The following is a 14901-nucleotide window of genomic DNA, read 5'->3' as shown; positions in this document are numbered from 1 at the left end:
TTAAAAATTACACATCGAACTGCTTCGAGTTAAATCAGGTCCCCAAGTACGATAGCCTTGAGTATCAATATGAATTTGTCCGGAGCTATATAAACCAATACCCATATTTAAGCTTTGGCCATGCTGAGCCCAGAATTGGCAGAGTTTAAACTTGGTATTTTCAATAAATGCGTAGTCTTGAGCTCGAGGGAACTCAGGGCCAATACGGAAATCAATCGCAGAGTTAAATAAATGTTTAGAAGAACTCGCACCACCAGCACATTCATTTAAAGGTAAATCTCGGTAAACCGAGGTTACTTCAAAGTCGGTTAAAACTTTTGATGCAACTAAATATTTAAATACGCGTAGGGTCGATAAAGAATTTCCCCAAAGTTCGCGATTAGGCACAGCATATTCTGAACGTCCACATTTTTGCCAATCGCGTGCTGAACGTAATAACTCAAAACTTGGCACAATGCCCGAGACATTATTTCGGGTTAAGAATTTTTCGTATTCACGAACACGTTCGTAATTTTCACCAGAACTTAACCAACCTCGATAAGATGTAGGCTCAACTTTAGGAGGAATTGGGCGCTCGATAATAACGCGCTCTTGTGGAATAAAGATTCGTTTACCACTTGGAGAGGTTTTGCCTGTTGTTGTGTGTTGGGGAGAGCTGACACAACCTACCATAACCGCTGGGATTATGCATAATGGCACCATACTCTGCAAAAACTTCCGCATAAGAAAAATTAAGCACTTATAAATATTGCGGCTATTTTAATGCAAAACAGTGCACAAATTACGAGGAATTTGCAATGAAATGTTTGAATAGGGTATAAAAAAAGATCAGCGGTTGCTGATCTTTTTTGAAATTACTTTTCAAGATATTGTAATTTATCAGGTTTGCCGTTCCATTCTTCACGGTCAGCTGGTTGATCACCAATTTGAGTAATGTTAGGCCATTTTTGAGAAAGGTCAGCATTGAGCTCAATAAACACTTCTTGACCTTCTGGTAACTCATCTTCAGAGAAAATTGCATTTGCCGGGCACTCTGGTTCACATAATGCACAGTCAATACATTCATCCGGATTGATCACTAGGAAATTCGGACCTTCGTAAAAACAGTCTACAGGACAAACTTCTACGCAATCTTGGTATTTACATTTAATACAATTTTCAGTGACAACAAAGGTCATGGCGACAGCTACCTAAAAAATATGGTTTCATTTCGAATAGCTTATTTTAGGCAAAAAAGGGGTAAACAAACAATTGCTTTTATTGATATTCTTTATTCATGCATATGAAGATAAGTTAATACGTTGATAATCAAACGGATCTTCCATCCATAATATGTGTTAGTTTATAAAATTAAAATAATAATATACTTTATAAAACAATTACTTAAAAAATATTTCCTTTAAGTATTCAGATGTCATTTAAGTAAAGCCATCAATTTTATTAAATGCCTTAACTTCTCTTTTTTTCTTTTACAAATTTTGATTTTCTGCTTTTTTAGTTGAAAATCTCTTAAATCTGTAGAACTAAAGGGTACAGAGCAAATGAATATCTTCAGGTTCTAATTGCCAAAGTTGTTGATCTGGGGCATTTAACTGTTCTGCACCATGCTTAATGTAGAAATCTACAGTGCGTCGACTTGGGGTTGCTGAAATATACAGTTGATTTGCACCGAGTTGTTTGGCGGACTCTTTTGCAGCTTGCATAAGGTTAGCACCAATGCTTTTACCTTGTTGGTCTGCATCTACATAAAAATAGTGTAGTAATTTAGCATTAGGATAGTCAGCTATAATTTGATTTGACACCACACTCACACCAATAAGTTTTTCTGCGGCATCAAATGCACCGATAAATAGAGCACCTTGCTCATAGAGTTGTTTTAATTTGGGTGGGTCATTTTCTAAATGATATGAGTCCCAATGTTGGACATCAAAAAAACAATCAACCAATTCTAAGTGTTGTTGATTTTGAATATACATTTGAGTGATTAATTCACGGCGGCTAATCTGCAGCCAAATAAGATCGATTTCTGAACTTTGTAAAGATCTTAAAATCATATAAATATTATTCTCCGAGATGAATAAGCAGACCTAAGCCTGCTTATTCAGACGTGATTTATTAAGATTTTAGCGCAGCTTTTAACTCGTAGAGCTGCTCAAGCGCCTGACGAGGTGATAAGTTATCGACTTCAATTTGCTTAAGTAAATCTAGAGCAGGGGATGAAACCTCTATCTCAACAACTTTCTCTATGATTTGTGAACCAGCGTTCGCATCTGGTGGAGCAAACAAATCATTTTGAAAGCTGGTTTGTAAATGTTGCTGCTGCTGTTTCTCTAAAATACGTAAACGTTTTTGAGCTTCTTTAATCACATTGGCAGGAATACCTGCTAATTTTGCGACCTGTAAACCATGACTTTGGCTTGCAGGACCTTGCTGAACTTTATGCAATAAAATCAGGTTGCCGTTAAGCTCTTGCGCCGTGACATGGTAGTTATCAATTCCTGCTTCACCACCAAGTTCAGTCAATTCGAAATAATGGGTAGCAAAAAGGCATAAACATTTGACGCGTTTGGTTAAATCAACCACGCATGCCCATGCTAAAGACAAGCCATCATAGGTACTGGTTCCGCGGCCAACTTCATCCATCAAAACAAGCGATTGATTAGTCGCATGATGCAGAATTTGAGAAGTTTCTGTCATCTCAACCATAAAGGTCGATTTGCCTGTAGATAAATCGTCGGCTGAGCCAATACGAGTGAAAATACGATCGATTGGACCGAGTTTGGCTGCTTTGGCTGGAATATAACTGCCGCAGTAAGCCAATAAACTAATTAATGCCGTTTGACGCATGAATGTTGATTTACCGCCCATGTTTGGGCCAGTAATGATTGCCATGCGATGTTGGCTATCAAGAAAAGTATCATTTGGTGTAAATGGTGCTTTGTTTAATGCTTCAACTACAGGGTGACGGCCTGCCTGAATTTTAATGCCCGTTTCTGGGGTAAATTCAGGACGCGCCCAATTGTTTAAGCGTGCTTGATGAGCAAAGTTAGCAACCACATCAATTTGAGCAATTGCTGAACTCATCATTTGGAGATGAGCAATATTTTCGCGAAGGTTTTCAAGTAAAGCTTCAAATAATGCTTTTTCACGTGCTAATGCACGCGACTCGCTCGACAGAACTTTATCTTCAAAACTTTTTAACTCAGGGGTAATGTAGCGTTCAGCATTTTTTAAAGTCTGACGACGGATATAGTCAGCAGGAGCTTGTTCTGCTTGAGCACGAGTGAGTTCGATGTAGTAACCACTTACACGGTTATAACCGATTTTAAGGGTATTAATGCCAGTACGTTCACGCTCTTTAATTTCTAAATCAATGAGGAATTGACCTGCGTGATCGCGAATTTGGCGTAATTCATCGAGGTCAGCATCGTAGCCTTCTGCAATTACATTGCCATCACGAAGTAATACAGGTGGGTTTTCAACAATGGCTGCCATCAAATGTTGATGAAGCGCTTTAAAATCACCAAGTTCTTGATCAAGTTGAACTAATAGTTTAGATTTTTTCGTTTGAATAACTGGAGTTAATGCTGTTCTTAACGCTGGAATTTGTGCACATGCATGACGAAGTTGTACTAAATCACGTGGTCGCGCACTCCCCAGTGCAACACGACTAAGCACACGCTCAATATCACCAATTTCTTTAAGGACCAAACGAACTGGGCTTTCATGATATCCCTGAATTAATTGCTCAATGGCATCTAAACGAGCATCGAGTAATGCGGTATCACGAACCGGTTGCATGAGTGTACGGCTTAATAAACGGCCACCCATTGCAGTTTGGCAGTCATTTACCAGTTGGAATAATGACGTGCCATGTTCAAATAATGGTTCAATAATTTCTAAGTTACGACGTGTGATTGGGTCAAGCGCAATAAAGTCTGTGCTTTGTTCAAGTTGAATTGAACGAATATGTGGTAATGCAGTTTTTTGTGTTTCTTTTGCATAGTGAATGAGTGCAGCGGCAGCAGCTTTAGCTAAAGGTAATGGGTCTAAACCAAAGCCTGAAAGCGTTGATACTGTAAACTGATCACATAAGGTTTTTTGTGCATTATTTTGATTGAAGTCTACATTCGGGCGTTTGGTAACGGGACAATCTAAGTGTTTTTTAATTTGTTCGATAATATTCGTGTCGACCAAGTCTTCATCAATCAAAATTTCACTTGGCATTAAACGTGCAAGTTCGATAGGCAATTGTTCTGGCTTGTAATCTTGTTGTTGAACTTTAAAAATGCCTGCACTTAAGTCGAGTAAAGCAAAACCAATCTGATTTTGATGGATGCATAAAGAGACTAGGTTAGATGATTGATAACTGCTGAGTAATGCATCATCAGTTAACGTACCTGGAGTAAGAATACGAACAACTTTACGATCAACCGGACCTTTACCTGTCACTTCTCCAACTTGTTCGCAAATGGCTACAGTGCGCCCAGCTTTGACAAGACGTGCAAGATAACCTTCTGCCGCGTGATAGGGAACACCCGCCATTGGAATAGGTCGCCCACTGGCTTTGCCACGATGGGTTAAGGTGATGCCTAAAAGTTTGGCTGCTAAATGAGCATCTTCAAAGAAGAGTTCATAAAAGTCACCCATACGATAAAACAGCAACGCATGTTGATAGTCCGTTTTGACTTTGAGATATTGCTGCATCATAGGTGTATGAGAAGATAAGTCAGCCATGATTTCAGCGCTATTCATGCGTATTAAACCCTTAAAAAATCAATAATAAATAAGTTAACTTTGAAAGTTTGGTTATCGAACCAATTCTAACAACTTCTGTGTAAATCTGACTTAATCTAAGAAAAAAGTATACCTTTGTAGTGTACCTTTTTTAGTGTCAATATTGAGTTAACAGTGTGTGAGAACTTAACTTAATTTTTCACGGTTGCTATCTTAACAAATTGAGACTAATTGACAAAAAGGATTCCTAAAATGAGCGAGGAAATAAATAGCAAAAAGAAAGTGGCCTTATCAGCTCAAACTATCACTCAATTTCTGCTGTATGAAATCAATAAGCGCTCTTGTTTTAGCGGGTAAGTAACGGCGATTTGAATAAAGTGCGAACAATTGCAATGGAGCTGCCGATTGTTCAAACTCAACCTCGATTAATCGTCCATCGCTAATGTATGGTTGGCAGGCTTGTTTGGATAGAATTGCAAAACCGACACCTGATATCGCAGCTTGTCCTGCCATCTTTCCGCTGTTTACTCGATAATGCCCTTTAACCTTGATGGTCTCGAATTCCCCCTTTTTATTCACAAATTGCCAAGGAGCACCTTTGAGTGCACTTACCGTTGTAATACAGGGCAATTCTTCAAATTGCTGGATATGAGTAGGGGTGCCATAACGCTGAATGACGGAGGGGGCTGCAACAATGGTGCAAGGGATAGTCACCAGATGACGGGCGATATAGTCACTGTTATCCATCTGACCACGGGTAATAATGATAGCTAAATCCAGATCATCTCGCAGAGATTCGAAACCTGACAAATTTGTGATACAGCTGATCTCTAGGTCTGGGTACTGAAAGGCGAAATCGGCAATAACAGAACCCAGCAATGCAGGACCTATTTCATTGGGAATACAGATACGTAATGGGCCCTTGAGTTGCATTTGCCGCAACGTTAACTCTGTCTCAGTTTGCTCAAGCGCTTCCAGTAATGGCTTTGCTCTAGTATAGAGTAGCTGCCCCGCCTGAGTGAGTTTCATATGTCGGGTGCTACGCTCAATGAGCTGAAGATCCAGTTTTTCTTCTAACTGAGAAATACAGCGACTAACATTTGATGTCGGCATTTCAAGGATTTTCGATGCCCCAACAAAACTTTCTCTTTCAACCACATTAATGAACACTTTCAGGGTATTAAAATCCAGAGCTGGACGCATCAATTATCCCATATTTGATAATAATAAGTGCCATTTCTACCATATAATAAACACCATTGATAGCAGTTAAACTTGGATATCTTTCATCCATAGGTTGCTTGCTATGCCCCTAGTGACGCAGACATTTAATCATAAATCTCTCATGCGGATAGCCATTGTAATTGCTTTTGTCCAGTTCACGAATGCACTGGAATATATGGTGTTCAACCCTGTTTTTGTTTTTATGGCAACAGATTTCGCAGTGCCTGTATCGTTCTCAGGCTATGTGTCAGGTATGTACACACTTGGTGCCGTTCTTTCGGGAGTTATTGCCTTTTACTGGATTGGTCTTTTCAATAAGAAAAATTTTTTAATCGCTAATATGGCGCTATTAGGTCTACTGACACTTTTAACTACATTCACATCCAGTTTTAATCTTCTGCTCGCACTACGATTCTGTGCAGGGCTGGTTGGTGGTACGACAATGGGTGTGGGTATAAGTATATTGATAAACAACGCACCGCCTAACTTGCGCGGAAAAATGTTGGCGACGGTGATTGCGTCATTTTCGATAGTAAGCATTGTAGGAATGCCCACGATATTATTTCTGTGCACACATCATGGTTGGCATGTAGCTTTGTGGCTAATAAGTGCATTGTGTGTGTTGGCATTGCCATTGATTGTATCCATCATACCCCAAGACTCAGTCTCTTTAGACACGCTTCGTGCGCTGCCTCTCGATATGGATACTTTACTGTTCGCTTCAAGTAATGCGCTTGTACAGTTTAGTCCTATGCTGGTTATTCCTATTTTGGCGCCATTAATGATACAGCAGTTGGGCGCATCGCAAGATCTACTGCCTTGGCTCTTCTTCACCGGGGGCGTTATAGGTTATCTGTCTACAAAAATCACAGGGGCGTTAACCTCCCGTTTTTCTGCTTTGATACTGGCTACAGGTTCAACCATCGTCTTTATATTGAGTTTGCTGATACCAATTCTAAGCTATCAGTATGCAACGTTATTTATTACTTTATTTCTCGGCGCATCTTACAGTCGTTTGGTGTCATCTTCGGTGGTTTCGATTCAGTTTCCTGATGATAGGCAACGAGCTGGATTCTCTTCATTACAGACATCAATCATGTATCTGGTTACAACCATCGCATTCTTCCTGTCTGCATTTCTATTACCTGATCATGGTATGGCACCACAAAATGTAAACAAGTTACTGATGATATGTGCAATTTCCGCAGCAGGATTCCCAATTCTCGTTATTATTCTGCAAAAGAAACTGGCTAAACGTTTTGATCCAATGTAACTCTAAAGTTGTTATTTTTCGATCCATTAAAAGAACAACGACTAATGTAAAAAAACTGATGGATAGATTGGCTATCCATCAGTTTGAATTCTATTTATAAATCACGAGCAACTAAAGTTAAAATGTCGTAGGTTGCGACAAGTTCACCGCGTTGGTTTTTAACTTTAATATCCCATACCACAACGCCATGGGCAGGCTGAGACGGGTCTTTTTGTGGCTTAGGCGTTTTTTGTTTACAGGTAAGCTCAACCTGAATCGAGTCACCAATTTTAACTGGTTCAACAAAGCGTAAGTTGTCCATACCGTAGTTGGCAATGACTGGACCTTGCGCTGCGTCTACAAATAGACCTGCTGCGGCAGACACAATGAAATAACCATGTGCAACACGCTCACCAAAGAAAGACTCGGCCGCTGCGATTTTGTCGGTATGTGCATAGAAATAGTCACCACTTAAACCAGCAAAGTTAACAATATCTGCTTCGCTTACAGTGCGACGCGCTGTTAATAAACGTTCACCAATCACTAACTCATCAAACGACTTTTTAAATGGATGTACACGGTCTTCGTTGACTTTTGAGCCAGCAGTCCACGAGTGAGTAATTTGTGTCAGGCTATTTGGAGAACCCTGAATTGCTGTGCGCTGCATATAGTGTTTAACAGCACGAATACCACCTAACTCTTCACCGCCACCTGCGCGACCAGGCCCGCCGTGTACAAGATGAGGCAGTGGAGAACCATGTCCTGTACTTTCTTTTGCTGACTCTGCATCGAGTACATGCACACGTCCATGCCAAGGCGCAATTTTTTGAATAATCTGTTCGATATTTTCATCGTTATTTTTAACGACTGAAGCCACTAAGCTACCTTCACCACGTGAAACGAGGTCGGCCAATTCTTCAATGTTTTGATATGGCATGAGTGTACATACTGGACCGAAAGCTTCTGTGGTATGAACATGTGTCGCTTGCAAAGGCTGTTCGCAGAGCAATAACGTCGGAGCGAAAAAAGCACCTTTTTCAGGATGATCTGCATTAAATGTAAAGCTAGTGCTGTCACCAAAAACAATTTTTGCGTCTTTGCTGAGTTCAGCAACTTTTTCTGCAACGTCATGTTTTTGTTTAATGCTCGCTAAAGCGCCCATGGTGGTTTCTTCTTTTTGCGGGTCACCCACCACAACTTTAGCAAGTTTGGCAGTTAGCTTTTCTTGCACAGTCGCTAACAAGTTTTCAGGAACGAATGCACGACGAATCGCTGTACATTTTTGACCTGCTTTTGTGGTCATTTCACGGAAGACTTCACGCACAAATAAATCAATCGTTTCTTCATTTGCCTCAGGGCTTAAAATTGCGCTGTTTACTGAGTCGGCTTCCATGCTAAATGGAATCGAATATTTATTGAGGTGAGGGTGGTTACGCAGTTTTTGGCCTGTATAGGCAGAACCCGTAAACGTAACACAGTCTTGTGGACCTAAATGCTCTAACAGGTCATAAGTCTGACCGCAAATTAGTTGTAGTGAACCTTTTGGTAATACATGGGCTTCTTCAATGGCTTTTACAACAGCTTGTGTTAATTGAGAACCATCGGTTGCAGGTTTAACAATACATGGCACACCCGCAAGTAGAGTTGGTGCAATTTTTTCAAGCATTCCCCAAATTGGGAAGTTAAAAGCATTGATATGAACTGCAACACCCGCTTTAGGGCTTAAAATGTGTTTAGCACCGAAAGTGCCATTTTTAGATAATTGAATCCAGCTGTCTTCAGTAATAATTTTTTCGTCATTGAGTTCACGACGAACCAGACTTGAATAAGCAAATAAGGTCTGGATACCGCCTTCAATATCAATCCATGCATCTTTACGAGTTGCACCTGTTGCATAAGCAAGTTTGTAGAACTCTTCTTTATGCTCAAGTAAATGTTGGGCAATTTGTTTTAAGGCATTTGCACGTTGGTGGAATGTCCAGTTTGCCAGTTCTGAACCATTTTGTTTGGCATATTGAACAACACGTTTCATATCAATGCCATGACTACTTACAGCATAAATAGCTTCACCTGTAATGGCATGGAAAACAGGACGCAGTTCTTCACTCGTCGAATGCCATGTTCCATAGACATACGAAGCAAGGTGAGGTAGTTGATGCTCAGACTGCTGAAAATCTGTGTCAGTTGTGGTTCCTTCTAGGTGTGCTTGTTCAAGCATGACCAAACTCCTTTTTATGTGATACATCAATTATAAAAATTGCAAAAATATGATTCATAATTTCAGATTAATTTGTCTAAAAGTCAACTTTATTTTGATTTTTAAAAGTAAAAAAGTTTTTTACATTTGATTAATATTTATTTATTTCAATTGTTTATTGTGATTTTGGTAGGTGGATTTAATTTGATACTAAAAAATAGGTTGACTTTGTTTTTGGTGTATCGAAAAATAGATTTAAGGGTGATGCCTACAGGGAATGAAAGAATGGAAAACAACTACCAGAAATTTGAACAAAATATTGCCAATGACATTACGATCGAGGCTAAGGATGAAATGCCAGATGCTTATCGCAAAACATTGATTCGTCAAATTGGGCAACATGGCCATTCTGAAATTGTAGGTATGTTGCCTGAAGGGAACTGGATTACTCGTGCGCCAACTTTAAAACGTAAAGCAGTTTTGTTGGCGAAAGTACAAGATGAAGCGGGTCATGGTTTGTATTTGTACAGTGCGGCAGAAACCTTAGGTGCTGACCGTGATGACATGATGGAAAAGTTGATTAATGGGAAAATGAAATACTCATCAATCTTTAACTATCCAACTTTGACTTGGGCAGATGTCGCTGCAATTGGCTGGCTTGTCGATGGGGCAGCCATTGTGAATCAGGTTGCACTTTGCCGTACTTCATATGGGCCATATGCACGTGCAATGGTACGTATTTGTAAAGAAGAAAGTTTCCACCAACGTCAAGGTTTTGAAGCGATGATGGCTTTGGCAAACGGTACACCAGAACAAAAACAAATGGCACAAGATGCGGTAAATCGCTATTGGTGGCCTGCACTCATGATGTTTGGCCCAAGTGATGAGCATTCTCCAAATAGCGCACAAAGTCTGGCGTGGAAAGTCAAACGTTTTGGTAATGATGAATTACGTCAAAAGTTTGTCGATAACACCGTACCGCAAGTGTTGCAGCTTGGCTTGGAAGTACCAGATCCAGATTTAAAGTTTAATGAAGAAACAGGCCACTATGCGTTTGGCGAGATCGACTGGCACGAATTTAATGAAGTGATTGCCGGACGTGGACCGTGTAATCACGAGCGTATAGAAGCGCGCCGTAAAGCATGGGAAAACGGCAAATGGGTTCGTGAAGCAGCCGTGGTCTACGCTAAAAAACAACAGCTAGAAGCGAACAAAGTGGCTTAACAAGATTTATGGAAAAATTTGAGGAAATCAAAATGGAAGATAAAAACAACTGGTCACTCTACGAAGTATTTGTCCGTAGCAAACAAGGCTTAAGCCACCGTCATGTAGGTAGCTTAAGAGCACCAGATGATGAAATCGCACTTCAACATGCACGCGATGTTTATACACGTCGTAATGAAGGAATTAGCATTTGGGTGATTCGTTCTGAACTCATTAAGTCTTCACAGCCAGATGAAAAAGCTGAATTTTTCGATCCTGCTCTAGATAAGGTTTATCGTCATCCGACTTTTTACCATATTCCAGATGGCATTGAGCATATGTAAGGGGTTGGAAAATGAATCATTCAGTTTTATCTAAATTCTTATTACATATTGGCGATAGTCAACTGGTTTTGTCTCAGCGTTTGGCTGAATGGTGCGGACATGCACCTGAGCTTGAAGTTGATATTGCTTTAGCAAATATCGGTTTGGACTTGTTAGGTCAGGCAAGAAACTTTCTGACGTTGGCAGGCCAATATGATGAAAACCAACGTGATGAAGATCAGCTTGCGTATTTCCGTACAGAACGTGAGTTTCTAAACTTATTGTTATGCGAACAACCGAACGGTGATTTTGCGCAAACGATTGTACGCCAGTGGTTGATGGATCATTACCATCTTCATTTATTTACTTCTTTAACCCAAAGCTCGCTTCTTGAATTAAGTGCGCTTGCAGTGAAATCGTTAAAAGAAGTGAAGTATCACATCCGTTTTTCGACAAGCTGGATGGAACGTTTAAGTTTAAGCACAGATGAAGCGCATCAACGTGTGCAAGACGGTTTAAATAATTTATGGCGCTTTACCGCTGAGTTATTTGAACTTAATGCAGATGAACAAGCATTAGTCGCACAAGGCGTGATTCCAGATTTTTCAAATGAAAAAGAACAATGGGACAAAACCATTGCAGAGGAGCTTAAGTGCTTTGAATTAAATGTTGCTGTTAACGGTGCTTATCGCCGCGGTGCGAAACAAGGATTGCATACCGAGCATTTAGGTTATTTGTTGGCTGAAATGCAAAGTATTCAAAGAACTTATCCGGGAATGACCTGGTAAGACAAGGAGGTGAGCCATGCACATGATTCGTCATTGCATCGACCAATGTTGGGATGTTCTACAAACGGTAAGTGACCCTGAAATTCCGGTTTTATCTGTTGTGGATTTAGGCATGATTCGCGGCGTAGACATTAACGATCAACAAGAAATTGTAGTTCGTCTAACGCCAACATATAGCGGTTGCCCAGCAACAGATATGTTGAAAGCGCAAATTGTTGAGGCATTTACCGCAGAAGCTTTGACCCCAGTTAAAGTGATGGTCGATTTATCAGAAGCATGGACCACGGACTGGATGTCTGAGGCGGGTAAAAAGAAACTACAAGTTTATGGCATTGCGCCACCTGAAGGGTTGGCACATCAATGTGGTACGCATGTTCATTTGATTGATGGTATCGAGTGCCCACGTTGTAAAAGCCGACATACCCGACTGTTAACAGAGTTTAGTTCTACCGCCTGTAAAGCACTTTATAAATGTCAGGACTGTCTTGAGCCTTTTGATTACTTCAAATGTATTTAAGTCTTTAGATAAGGAAATCAGCCATGAGCCAATTTGTACCATTAAAAGTAAAAAGTATTACGCCTCAAACCGATCAGGCAATTTGTATTGCATTTGACGTTGTACCTGAACAACAAGAACAATTTCAATTTCAACCGGGTCAACACTTAACAATTCGCCATTTAACTGAAGCTGGTGAAATCCGCCGTTGTTATTCAATTTGTAGCTATGCTGCAAAAGAAGACATCAGTATTGCTATTAAAAAAATTGATCAAGGTCAATTTTCACATTGGGCAAATGATCATTTAAAAGTGGGCGATGTACTTGAAGTGATGCCACCACAAGGCGTGTTTTTTCAAAAAGCAGCAAAGGCAGGTGGGCAAAACTATTTAGGCGTTGCTGCGGGCAGTGGTATTACCCCAATTTTATCGATTGTTAAGCAGGTTCTGTTTGAACAGCCTGAAGCTAAATTTACGTTGCTTTATGGCAATCGTTCATGGAAACAAACCATGTTTGCCGAGCAAATTATGGATTTGAAAGATCAGTTTAAAGAACGCTTTCAACTCATCAATATTTTTTCTCGTGAGTTCAACGACAGTGAACTGATGAATGGTCGCATTGACCAAGAAAAGCTTAAACAGCTTTTTGATTTTGATGTGCTTGAAACGAGTTTTGACCATGTTTTTGCATGTGGTCCAGACGAAATGATGAATGCTGTAGAAAGCACGTTGCCAAACTATGGTATTGCAAAAGAAAAAATCCACACTGAACGTTTCCATACAGGGCAAGCCCGTAAACGTAGCGCTGAAGCTGATGCAAACCGTAAAGAGGAAAAAGTAAACATCATTTTAGACGGACGTGAGCTGATTGTTTCTGTGGCTCAGGATGATGAAAGTATTCTTGATGCGGCTTTACGTGCGGGTGCTGACTTACCGTATGCCTGTAAAGGTGGGGTGTGTGCGACTTGTCGTTGTAAGGTTGTTTCTGGTGAAGTGGATATGTTCCTTAACTATAGTCTTGAAAAAGATGAAGTCGAAAGGGGTTATGTGCTCAGTTGCCAGACCTTGCCAAAAGGCTCGAATGTTCGTTTGAGTTTTGATGAATAGAGGCCTCTCATGCAAGAGTTGATTAAAGCCAGCACAGCTGCTGACGGTGTTTTGTTATTAACACTAAACCGTCCAGAAAAAAGAAATGCTTTAAACAATGCAACATTGCAGTGTTTATGCGAGTTGCTCGAAGAAGCTGAACATAATGCTGAAGTCAAAGCGGTGGTTTTAACGGGTAACGTTCAATGTTTTGCGGCGGGGGCAGATCTTACAGAGTTGGCTGCATTGGACGCCGTGTCTTTGCAACTCGATATTCGCCCGAAGCTTTGGCAAAAAATTGATGCGTTTAGTAAGCCGCTCATTACAGCAGTGAATGGCTATGCCTTGGGTGCTGGGTTTGAGTTGGTTTTGCATTCAGATATGGTGATTTGCGGTGAAAATTCCCGTTTTGCTTTACCTGAAATTGGCCTTGGCATGTTACCAGGTGCAGGCGGAACACAGCGTTTAGCGCGCTTGGTTGGGCAACAACTCACCATGCGCTGGGCCATGACAGGTGAGATGATTTCGGCAAAACAGGCAGAGCAACATGGCATTTGCAGTCAAGTGGTGCCGACTGAATTAACCGTTGAATATGCTATTCAACTTGCAGCCAAAATTGCCAAACAAGCGCCTTTAGCGATTCGCGTGATTAAACAATCAATTAAAAGTATTCATGAAACGACTTTAAGTCAGGGACTCAAGTTTGAACGTCAAAACTTTGTCTGGCTGGCGGCTACAAAAGATCGAAACGAAGGGATTAATGCTTTCTTTGAGAAAAGAAAGCCAGTGTTTAGAGGTGAGTGATGGACTATCAAAATATTATTGCTGAAGAAAAAAATGGTGTTGGCTACCTGACATTTAACCGCCCAAAAGCACTGAATAGCTTTAACGTTGATATGCACCGTGAAGTGGCCGAGGTTTTAAACCTGTGGACCAAAAATCCGGATGTTCGCTGTGTGGTGATTAGCGGCGAAGGCCGTGGCTTTTGTGCAGGGCAAGACTTGGGTGATCGTGTGGTAGACCCAAATGCTGAAGCTCCAGATTTAGGATATTCCATTGAAACTTACTATAATCCGCTCATTAAAACGATTGTAAATATGCCAAAGCCTGTCATTTGCGCCGTAAATGGCGTGGCAGCAGGTGCAGGGGCAAATATTGCACTGGCATGTGATTTGGTGATTGCAGCTAAATCGGCAAACTTTGTACAAGCATTTTGCCGCTTAGGTTTGGTTCCAGACTCGGCTGGTACATGGTTTTTACCACGTGCTGTAGGTCATGCACGTGCGATGGGCTTAACTCTGTTAGGTGACAAGCTACCAGCAGAAACCGCAAAAGAATGGGGCATGATTTGGGATGTCGTTGAAGACACAGAGCTTAAAACAAAGGTCACGGAACTCGCAGAACGTTTAGCAAAACAGCCTACTTTTGGTTTATCTCTTATTAAAAAAGCGATTCATCAATCAAGCAATAACACCTTTGATGAGCAAATGTTGTTAGAGCGTGATTTACAACGCATTGCTGGACGTTCAGAAGATTATCGTGAAGGTGTGCAAGCCTTTATGAATAAACGTGAACCAAATTTTAAAGGGCGCTAAG

14 protein-coding genes are annotated in these 14901 nt (G+C 40.7%); 8 read left to right on the top strand and 6 right to left on the bottom strand.

All coding sequences use genetic code 11. From position 1 onward, the window contains the following. From F936_RS13105 to F936_RS13085, 5 genes are all read right to left on the bottom strand, one after another. Positions 1-723, bottom strand: coding sequence for a D-Ala-D-Ala carboxypeptidase family metallohydrolase (locus F936_RS13105; RefSeq protein ID WP_176580072.1), 723 nt, complete (start codon positions 721-723; stop codon positions 1-3). A gap of 131 nt (positions 724-854) precedes the next feature. Then, positions 855-1178 (bottom strand): ferredoxin FdxA, encoded by a 324-nt coding sequence (gene fdxA / locus F936_RS13100; protein WP_003650851.1) that lies wholly within the window; start codon positions 1176-1178, stop codon positions 855-857. A gap of 345 nt (positions 1179-1523) precedes the next feature. Then, positions 1524-2054 (bottom strand): GNAT family N-acetyltransferase, encoded by a 531-nt coding sequence (locus F936_RS13095; RefSeq protein ID WP_005047963.1) that lies wholly within the window; start codon positions 2052-2054, stop codon positions 1524-1526. A 61-nt stretch (positions 2055-2115) separates the two neighbouring features. Further along, positions 2116-4755, bottom strand: a complete 2640-nt coding sequence (gene mutS / locus F936_RS13090) for a DNA mismatch repair protein MutS (protein ID WP_005047960.1) — start codon at positions 4753-4755, stop codon at positions 2116-2118. 273 nt (positions 4756-5028) lie between these two features. Further along, positions 5029-5940 (bottom strand): LysR family transcriptional regulator, encoded by a 912-nt coding sequence (locus F936_RS13085; RefSeq protein WP_005047958.1) that lies wholly within the window; start codon positions 5938-5940, stop codon positions 5029-5031. A gap of 103 nt (positions 5941-6043) precedes the next feature. On the opposite strand from F936_RS13085, the gene F936_RS13080 reads away from it, so the two are divergent. Next, the gene (locus F936_RS13080; protein ID WP_005047955.1) at positions 6044-7234 is read left to right on the top strand and encodes an MFS transporter; all 1191 of its coding nucleotides are present in this window, start codon (positions 6044-6046) and stop codon (positions 7232-7234) included. A gap of 94 nt (positions 7235-7328) precedes the next feature. Here F936_RS13080 and paaZ read toward each other — a convergent pair whose 3' ends face one another. Then, positions 7329-9431 (bottom strand): phenylacetic acid degradation bifunctional protein PaaZ, encoded by a 2103-nt coding sequence (gene paaZ / locus F936_RS13075; RefSeq protein ID WP_005047952.1) that lies wholly within the window; start codon positions 9429-9431, stop codon positions 7329-7331. A gap of 264 nt (positions 9432-9695) precedes the next feature. Between paaZ and paaA the strand changes: the two genes are divergently transcribed. Genes paaA through paaG form a run of 7 tightly spaced genes read left to right on the top strand, consistent with a single transcriptional unit; the run spans position 9696 to position 14900 of the window. Further along, the gene (gene paaA, locus F936_RS13070; protein ID WP_005047949.1) at positions 9696-10634 is read left to right on the top strand and encodes a 1,2-phenylacetyl-CoA epoxidase subunit PaaA; all 939 of its coding nucleotides are present in this window, start codon (positions 9696-9698) and stop codon (positions 10632-10634) included. A gap of 32 nt (positions 10635-10666) precedes the next feature. Further along, on the top strand, positions 10667-10957 hold the full coding sequence (paaB, locus tag F936_RS13065) for a 1,2-phenylacetyl-CoA epoxidase subunit PaaB (RefSeq protein ID WP_004642197.1): 291 nt from the start codon (positions 10667-10669) through the stop codon (positions 10955-10957). An 11-nt stretch (positions 10958-10968) separates the two neighbouring features. Further along, on the top strand, positions 10969-11724 hold the full coding sequence (gene paaC, locus F936_RS13060) for a 1,2-phenylacetyl-CoA epoxidase subunit PaaC (protein WP_005047946.1): 756 nt from the start codon (positions 10969-10971) through the stop codon (positions 11722-11724). 16 nt (positions 11725-11740) lie between these two features. Continuing rightward, positions 11741-12241 (top strand): 1,2-phenylacetyl-CoA epoxidase subunit PaaD, encoded by a 501-nt coding sequence (gene paaD / locus F936_RS13055; RefSeq protein ID WP_005047944.1) that lies wholly within the window; start codon positions 11741-11743, stop codon positions 12239-12241. Between the two features lie 23 nt (positions 12242-12264). Then, positions 12265-13326 carry a 1,2-phenylacetyl-CoA epoxidase subunit PaaE gene (paaE, locus tag F936_RS13050; protein ID WP_005047941.1) on the top strand — a complete coding sequence of 354 codons (1062 nt, stop codon included), beginning with the start codon at positions 12265-12267 and terminating at the stop codon, positions 13324-13326. A 9-nt stretch (positions 13327-13335) separates the two neighbouring features. Next, the gene (locus tag F936_RS13045) at positions 13336-14109 is read left to right on the top strand and encodes an enoyl-CoA hydratase-related protein (RefSeq protein WP_005047940.1); all 774 of its coding nucleotides are present in this window, start codon (positions 13336-13338) and stop codon (positions 14107-14109) included. Then, positions 14109-14900 carry a 2-(1,2-epoxy-1,2-dihydrophenyl)acetyl-CoA isomerase PaaG gene (paaG, locus tag F936_RS13040; RefSeq protein ID WP_005047939.1) on the top strand — a complete coding sequence of 264 codons (792 nt, stop codon included), beginning with the start codon at positions 14109-14111 and terminating at the stop codon, positions 14898-14900. The genes F936_RS13045 and paaG overlap by 1 nt, the downstream gene beginning before the upstream one ends. Position 14901 lies beyond the last annotated feature (1 nt).

It is taken from the genome of Acinetobacter calcoaceticus DSM 30006 = CIP 81.8 (genome assembly GCF_000368965.1).
In the GTDB taxonomy this organism is placed as follows: Bacteria; Pseudomonadota; Gammaproteobacteria; order Pseudomonadales; family Moraxellaceae; genus Acinetobacter; species Acinetobacter calcoaceticus.
This window is presented reverse-complemented; position numbering and strand designations above follow the sequence as displayed.

What these genes read in the sequence shown, in the direction of transcription:
- paaE (WP_005047941.1), top strand. Translation starts at nt 12,265, where the DNA reads ATGAGCCAATTTGTACCATTAAAAGTAAAAAGTATTACGCCTCAAACC.
- F936_RS13095 (WP_005047963.1), bottom strand. Translation starts at nt 2,054, where the DNA reads ATGATTTTAAGATCTTTACAAAGTTCAGAAATCGATCTTATTTGGCTG.
- paaB (WP_004642197.1), top strand. Translation starts at nt 10,667, where the DNA reads ATGGAAGATAAAAACAACTGGTCACTCTACGAAGTATTTGTCCGTAGC.
- paaC (WP_005047946.1), top strand. Translation starts at nt 10,969, where the DNA reads ATGAATCATTCAGTTTTATCTAAATTCTTATTACATATTGGCGATAGT.
- paaD (WP_005047944.1), top strand. Translation starts at nt 11,741, where the DNA reads ATGCACATGATTCGTCATTGCATCGACCAATGTTGGGATGTTCTACAA.
- paaG (WP_005047939.1), top strand. Translation starts at nt 14,109, where the DNA reads ATGGACTATCAAAATATTATTGCTGAAGAAAAAAATGGTGTTGGCTAC.
- mutS (WP_005047960.1), bottom strand. Translation starts at nt 4,755, where the DNA reads ATGAATAGCGCTGAAATCATGGCTGACTTATCTTCTCATACACCTATG.
- F936_RS13045 (WP_005047940.1), top strand. Translation starts at nt 13,336, where the DNA reads ATGCAAGAGTTGATTAAAGCCAGCACAGCTGCTGACGGTGTTTTGTTA.
- paaA (WP_005047949.1), top strand. Translation starts at nt 9,696, where the DNA reads ATGGAAAACAACTACCAGAAATTTGAACAAAATATTGCCAATGACATT.
- F936_RS13105 (WP_176580072.1), bottom strand. Translation starts at nt 723, where the DNA reads ATGCGGAAGTTTTTGCAGAGTATGGTGCCATTATGCATAATCCCAGCG.
- F936_RS13080 (WP_005047955.1), top strand. Translation starts at nt 6,044, where the DNA reads ATGCCCCTAGTGACGCAGACATTTAATCATAAATCTCTCATGCGGATA.
- paaZ (WP_005047952.1), bottom strand. Translation starts at nt 9,431, where the DNA reads ATGCTTGAACAAGCACACCTAGAAGGAACCACAACTGACACAGATTTT.
- fdxA (WP_003650851.1), bottom strand. Translation starts at nt 1,178, where the DNA reads ATGACCTTTGTTGTCACTGAAAATTGTATTAAATGTAAATACCAAGAT.
- F936_RS13085 (WP_005047958.1), bottom strand. Translation starts at nt 5,940, where the DNA reads ATGCGTCCAGCTCTGGATTTTAATACCCTGAAAGTGTTCATTAATGTG.